This window comes from Endozoicomonas sp. ONNA2, from assembly GCF_024606365.1.
GTDB lineage: Bacteria > Pseudomonadota > Gammaproteobacteria > Pseudomonadales > Endozoicomonadaceae > Endozoicomonas.
In genome coordinates, this window is sequence record NZ_JAHHPO010001074.1 from 1 (window position 1) to 5,549 (window position 5,549).

Genomic DNA, 5,549 nt, shown 5'->3' on the forward strand with positions numbered 1-5,549 from the left:
CATCCTCGCTTCGGACGCTATTCTCGGACAGCCTCCCAGGCGATGATGTCGTTCTGGAAAACGCGTTCCTGTGTACTGTCCATGGTGACTGCTCTTTACTGGCTATCCAAACAACCGGCCAGAAATGTATAAAGGCCGTGCATCGCCTGATAGTGGCCGGGCAGGCGACGGTAAATCGCCAATGCCAGGTCTTTTTTATAGGTGTCGGACGTGAGGTTGCGATCTTTCAGCATACTGAGCCACGCCGCTTCGTCATCAAACCAGTAAGCTGCGTAAGCCTGTTGCAGGCACTCCCTGGGTGTGTTGGCGTTGATACCTTCCTGATCCAGTGTCGCTTTCAGGGTTTTCCAGCTCAGTTCAATACAGAACTCGAAGCGCTGGATCGAAGCGTCCATCACCAATGGCTGGTTTTCGTCGTATTGCAGGGATTCGTGAAAACGCTGCAACGCTTTGCCGAGGGCATCCAGTTTCAGATCAACGCTCATCGAGTACCTTTTTATCCGTGTCGATGGCTTTTCGCAGTGTACTCTGTGGTGCTTCGGTATCCAAACGCACACAGTCGATGGGCAATAACGTATCGGCCTGTTCTATAATGGCCAGCACCTGTTGCCACTCCTGTTCAGAGGCATTCGGGCAGGCAATGGCGAGGTCAATATCCGACCGTTCCCGTGCATCGCCCCTGGCGCGGGAGCCAAACAGGTAGATAGAAACGTTTCAGTATTTAAATTATCCATTGTTGCGAGGTGTTGAAGAAAGTCAGCCCCTGCGGATTCTCCGGCGTGCGAGTGGCTGACAGCAGCATTTTCTCCTTGCCATCGGTGGGCAGGTTCATGGTTTTCACCTGCTCATACTTGGCAAGCACCGATGCTTTCGACGGTGCCAGCACGCATTTCAGACAGCGCGGTAAACGGCAGGATAATCTTGCAAGTAGGGGTGCGGGTATGCAGAGATGTTCCGCTGGCACAAACGCCTGGCTTAAGACGTCAGTCGCTATTGTGGAGGATATGCAAGGTGGGCTCAAGTCGTGTATATAAGTACTGATTCCCAACCTTTCCTCGCTCTGCGTGGGAACGAGGTAAGGATTGATGGCCTGAACTTCTGCATGATCACCATGAAACCTCCCTGAAACACATCTGAACCACCCATGCTTTTCTTTTTGCATAAAGTAAAGTCAGCTACTATCTTTACAATTCAATATAAGTAAAGAGGTGGACGATGCCAATCCTGAGTTCAAAGCGACAGATCACGCTACCCGCCAGTCAGTGTGAAGAACTGGGCATTCAGCCCGGCGATGAGGTTGAATGCTTTGTCGCAGATGGACAGATAACAATCATCAAGAAGATAAAGGGGGCTGCTGAGGGGATTTTGAGTCATATAAAGCCGCAGGTAAACATTTCTGATGACGAATCTTTGCAGAGTGGGTTGCAATGATCGCCATTGATACCAACGTTTTATTAAGGTATTTGCTCAGTGATGATGCGCTGCAGAGCAAAAAGGCATCAAGGCTTATCAAGGGGAGTTGGCGTGTTCTTGTTTCGGATGCCGTCCTTGTTGAAACCGTCTGGACTTTAGCAGGCCGAAAGTATCAGCTGAAAAAAAAAGAGATAGTGAAAACAATCTTGCACTTATTCCATGAACCGTCCATTGTTTTTGAAAACGGGCCGGTTGTATGGAAAGCTCTCAATACCTACAAAAAAGCCAAAGCCGTCAAAGGAAAAGAAGCCGGTTTCACTGATGCCCTGATCGTTTGCAAATCCAGAAATATCATCGAGAAAATGAATGAAGAATTTGCCGGGGTATATTCCTTCGACAAGGCCGCTCAACAGTTTGGCGATGTGAAAAAGCCTTGAAACACATAACAGTGGGAAACGAGGTTAACTTACCAAAATATGGTTGTTTCTTTGTCGTCGACATGAATATTGTTAACCCTGGATTTTCCGAATTTTCTGCGGTGCATAAAAAAGACCCCGGTTATACCACACGTGGAGTATTGTTACCGAGGCCTGTTTGGTCAAAAACTAAAGTTTTATGTCACCTAATCTATGTCACCTAATCAAAGTACCGACAACTCAAGCCGCTTTCTGTTGCCGGGGCTCTGGCGTACGGATCAGATAATCAAAGGCACCCAGCGCAGCAGTAGCGCCACTGCCCATGGCAATAATGATCTGTTTGTAAGGTGCGGTCGTTACATCACCGGCAGCAAACACACCGGGTAGGGAAGTTTCACCCTGGGCACCGACGATAATCTCACCTCGTGGGGTTAACTCCATAGTTCCTTTCAGGAACTCGGCGTTAGGTACCAGGCCGATCTGGACAAAGATACCAGACAACTCAACGGTTTTACTCTTATCCGTTGCCCGGTCGGTGTAGCGCAGTCCGGTCACCTTCTCACCATTGCCCAGCACTTCTGTGGTCAGCGCTTCGGTAATGATATCGATATTGCCCATGGAGCGGGCCTTGCGCTGGAGTACTTCATCTGCTCTGAGCTTGTTGTCGAATTCCAGGACAGTCACATGCTCAACAATGCCTGCCAGATCGATTGCTGCTTCAATACCGGAATTACCGCCACCAATCACTGCCACTTTTTTACCCTTGAACAGCGGGCCATCACAGTGTGGACAATAAGCGACACCTTTACCACGATATTCCTGCTCACCGGGAACGTTCATCTCTCTCCAGCGGGCTCCGGTTGCGATAACCAGTGAGCGACTCTTCAGGGTTGCGCCGCTTTCCAGCTCAACCCGGATCAGGTCACCCACCTGTTCTGCCGCAACAATCCGGCTGGCACGCTGCTGAGTCATGATATCCACGTCATAGTCGCGGACATGCTCTTCCAGGCTCGCCGACAGTTTAGGGCCTTCCGTTGCCTTGACCGAAATAAAGTTCTCAATGCCGACGGTATCCATCACTTGGCCACCGAAACGATCAGCCACAATACCGGTACGGATGCCTTTACGGGCACTGTAGATTGCCGCAGAGGCACCGGCCGGGCCACCGCCGACCACCAGCACATCAAAGGGTGCCTTTTCAGCGATGGCTTCTGCCTGACGCTCGGCTGCGCCGGTATCCAGTTTGTTCAGGATTTCCTGCAGAGATATACGTCCTTGGGCAAACAGTTCACCGTTGAGGTAAACCGAAGGGACCGCCATGATTTTTCGTTCGTCCACCTCTTTCGGGAATAGGGCACCATCGATCATCACATTGGTGATGTTCGGGTTCAGGACCGACATGATGTTCAGCGCCTGCACCACATCCGGACAGTTCTGGCAGCTCAGGGAGACGTAAGTTTCAAAACGATAGTTACCATCCAGCGCTTTTACCTGCCCTGCCACTCCATCATCAACCTTGATCGGATGGCCACCGCTGTGCAGCAGCGCCAGAACCAGAGAGGTGAACTCATGCCCCATGGGCAATCCGGCAAAGCGTATCTCACTGCCCGTTGCCGCTGAGCGCACCAGCATGGAGGGTTTGCGCTCACTGCTGTTATCTGCCCTGGCGACAGATACCTTGTCAGACAGACTGGCAATGTCGTTTGCCAAAGACTCCATTTCCGCTGACTTATTGCTGTCGTCCAGGAATACCACCAGCTCAACGGAGGTTTGCAGATTCTGCAGGTAGCTCTGTAACTGGGTTTTCATATTTGTGTCGAGCATGGCCGTCCCCCTGTCATTTATCTCAAAAACGGTAATCGTAAGGTGAAAGAAAGTTTCTTATGTTCTTTTCCGGGCTTTTCTGAACAGGTTTGTCAGATAAACCTACATAAAGCTAACCAGGAATATTGAAAGATGACTCCCCATTCCTGGTCAGCCTTTGAGCCCTGCCCGGAGTGAATTTCCGGGCAGGTTATCAGCTAGATTTTGCCAACCAGATCCAGGGAAGGCGCCAGAGTCTCTTCACCTGGCTGCCATGCAGCCGGGCAAACCTCGCCATCATGCTCAGCGATGTACTGGGCCGCCTGTACCTTGCGCACCAGGTCTTTGGCAGAGCGACCAATACCCAGGTCGTTGATTTCGATGGCCTTGATCTCACCTTCCGGATTGATGACAAAGGTGCCGCGCAGTGCCAGGCCATCTTCTTCAATCATCACACCGAAGTTGCGGGTTATCGTGCCCGTTGGATCGCCGATCATCGGGAACTGAATTTTCTTGATGGTTTCAGAGCTGTCGTGCCATGCCTTGTGGGTGAAGTGGGTATCCGTTGAGACGGAATATACTTCTACGCCCAGGGACTGCAGCTGTTCGTAATGGTCAGCCACATCACCGAGTTCTGTTGGGCAGACAAAGGTGAAGTCAGCCGGGTAGAAGAAGACAACAGACCACTTGCCTAGCAGACTCTGTTCGGTTACATCAACAAACTCTCCCTTCTGGAAAGCAGTGGCTTTGAATGGCTTGATCACGGTGTTAATCAGAGATTGAGTCATTTGATTTTCCTGTTGTGGTCGTCTTGCTGGTTTCAAGTGTGTTTTGGCGCTAATAAAGATTACGACCAAATCGTCGAACATCAAAATTAATTAAAAGAATAACCATGATAGATTTATATAATTGAAAGATTTGGATTACCGGACAAAACAACAACAGGTACATATTTTACGACCTTGCTTTTTTAGGCAGGGAAAGTGAGATAGCCGGGAGAATAATCTGAAGTCAAGAAAAAACCCGGCTTAAGCCGGGTTGCTGTTTTCCTGTGAGCTTTTCCTAAATAAAGAAAAAAGAATACGTTAGAAGCGCTTGGTTACCGAGGCACTGAATACATGGGCGTTATTGTCGTATTCGCCTGCAAGGGTCAGCGATCCTGCCGGACTTCCATTAGATTGATAGTTTTTTTCATCAATCTCTACTTTAGATCCGAACATATAGCCATAAGCTGCATCTGCCGTCCAGCCATCACCCAGCTCGTACTTGGCCCCAAAGGTTAGCCAATTACGGTCACTATCAGGGATCCGGGCAGTTCTGTACTCATCCTGAACAGGAGTTTGGTCAAATGCATAACCTGCTTTTAAGGTAAGGCTGTCATTGTATTTATAGCTGCTACCCACTGCGAACGCCCAGACATTTTTCCAGTTTTCAGGGACATAGGTTATAACCGATGTGTCTGAAGGATCAACTTGAGAAATAGGGCCAGTTCCCTGATCAGAACTAATGACCAGCTTGTCAAACTGGCTCCACCGAGTCCATGTTGCTCCGGCCATTACTGTCCACCGGTCATCCAGCTCGTGGGTGACACTCAAGTCCAGGGTTTCTGGCAAGGTTATGTCCAGCTTGGCTTTCTCCGTTGCACTACCTCCTAGAGCAGTCCAGATAGAGCCAGTACCAGTAGCATCACCTTTCAGTTTCAGTTTAATGCTTGATCTATAGCTAACCCCCAGGGATGTTGACTCTTTTGGCTGCCAAATTGCACCAATATTCCAGCCATAAGCCAAATCATCACCTTTGATCACAACCTTATCACCTGGAGAAGCAGGTCTAACAAAGCGGCTCAATTCGCCCTCTCCATAGGTAACTATTCGTTGAAACCATATTGACCCTTGATTTCCAAGGGCTACAAGCACC

The 5,549-nt window shown here is 49.6% G+C and carries 7 protein-coding genes; 2 read left to right on the forward strand and 5 right to left on the reverse strand.

Going from position 1 to position 5,549, the window contains the following annotated elements:
- Positions 1–95: 95 nt before the first annotated feature.
- The gene (locus tag KDK14_RS19130) at positions 96–485 is read right to left on the reverse strand and encodes a nucleotidyltransferase substrate binding protein (RefSeq protein WP_257266808.1); all 390 of its coding nucleotides are present in this window, start codon (positions 483–485) and stop codon (positions 96–98) included.
- Complete coding sequence (locus KDK14_RS19135; RefSeq protein ID WP_373691118.1) at positions 475–705, reverse strand: nucleotidyltransferase domain-containing protein; 231 nt, start codon at positions 703–705, stop codon at positions 475–477. Before KDK14_RS19135 ends, KDK14_RS19130 begins: the two co-directional genes overlap by 11 nt.
- 510 nt (positions 706–1,215) lie before the next feature.
- On the opposite strand from KDK14_RS19135, the gene KDK14_RS19140 reads away from it, so the two are divergent.
- The gene (locus KDK14_RS19140; protein ID WP_257266809.1) at positions 1,216–1,431 is read left to right on the forward strand and encodes an AbrB/MazE/SpoVT family DNA-binding domain-containing protein; all 216 of its coding nucleotides are present in this window, start codon (positions 1,216–1,218) and stop codon (positions 1,429–1,431) included.
- Entirely contained in the window at positions 1,428–1,850 is a 423-nt protein-coding gene (locus KDK14_RS19145; protein WP_257266810.1) for a PIN domain-containing protein, read from the forward strand. The genes KDK14_RS19140 and KDK14_RS19145 overlap by 4 nt, the downstream gene beginning before the upstream one ends.
- Positions 1,851–2,069: 219 nt before the next feature.
- Here the strand turns inward: KDK14_RS19145 and ahpF are convergent, their stop codons facing one another.
- From ahpF to KDK14_RS19160, 3 genes are all read right to left on the reverse strand, one after another.
- Positions 2,070–3,653: an alkyl hydroperoxide reductase subunit F gene (ahpF, locus tag KDK14_RS19150; protein WP_257266811.1), complete on the reverse strand. Its 1,584-nt coding sequence runs from the start codon at positions 3,651–3,653 to the stop codon at positions 2,070–2,072.
- A gap of 197 nt (positions 3,654–3,850) precedes the next feature.
- Complete coding sequence (ahpC, locus tag KDK14_RS19155) at positions 3,851–4,420, reverse strand: alkyl hydroperoxide reductase subunit C (protein WP_257266812.1); 570 nt, start codon at positions 4,418–4,420, stop codon at positions 3,851–3,853.
- A gap of 297 nt (positions 4,421–4,717) precedes the next feature.
- Positions 4,718–5,549, reverse strand: an 832-nt coding sequence (locus KDK14_RS19160; protein ID WP_257266813.1) for an OmpP1/FadL family transporter, incomplete at its 5' end; no start/stop codon positions are given.

What these genes read in the sequence shown, in the direction of transcription:
- ahpF (WP_257266811.1), bottom strand. Translation starts at nt 3,653, where the DNA reads ATGCTCGACACAAATATGAAAACCCAGTTACAGAGCTACCTGCAGAAT.
- KDK14_RS19140 (WP_257266809.1), top strand. Translation starts at nt 1,216, where the DNA reads ATGCCAATCCTGAGTTCAAAGCGACAGATCACGCTACCCGCCAGTCAG.
- ahpC (WP_257266812.1), bottom strand. Translation starts at nt 4,420, where the DNA reads ATGACTCAATCTCTGATTAACACCGTGATCAAGCCATTCAAAGCCACT.
- KDK14_RS19145 (WP_257266810.1), top strand. Translation starts at nt 1,428, where the DNA reads ATGATCGCCATTGATACCAACGTTTTATTAAGGTATTTGCTCAGTGAT.
- KDK14_RS19130 (WP_257266808.1), bottom strand. Translation starts at nt 485, where the DNA reads ATGAGCGTTGATCTGAAACTGGATGCCCTCGGCAAAGCGTTGCAGCGT.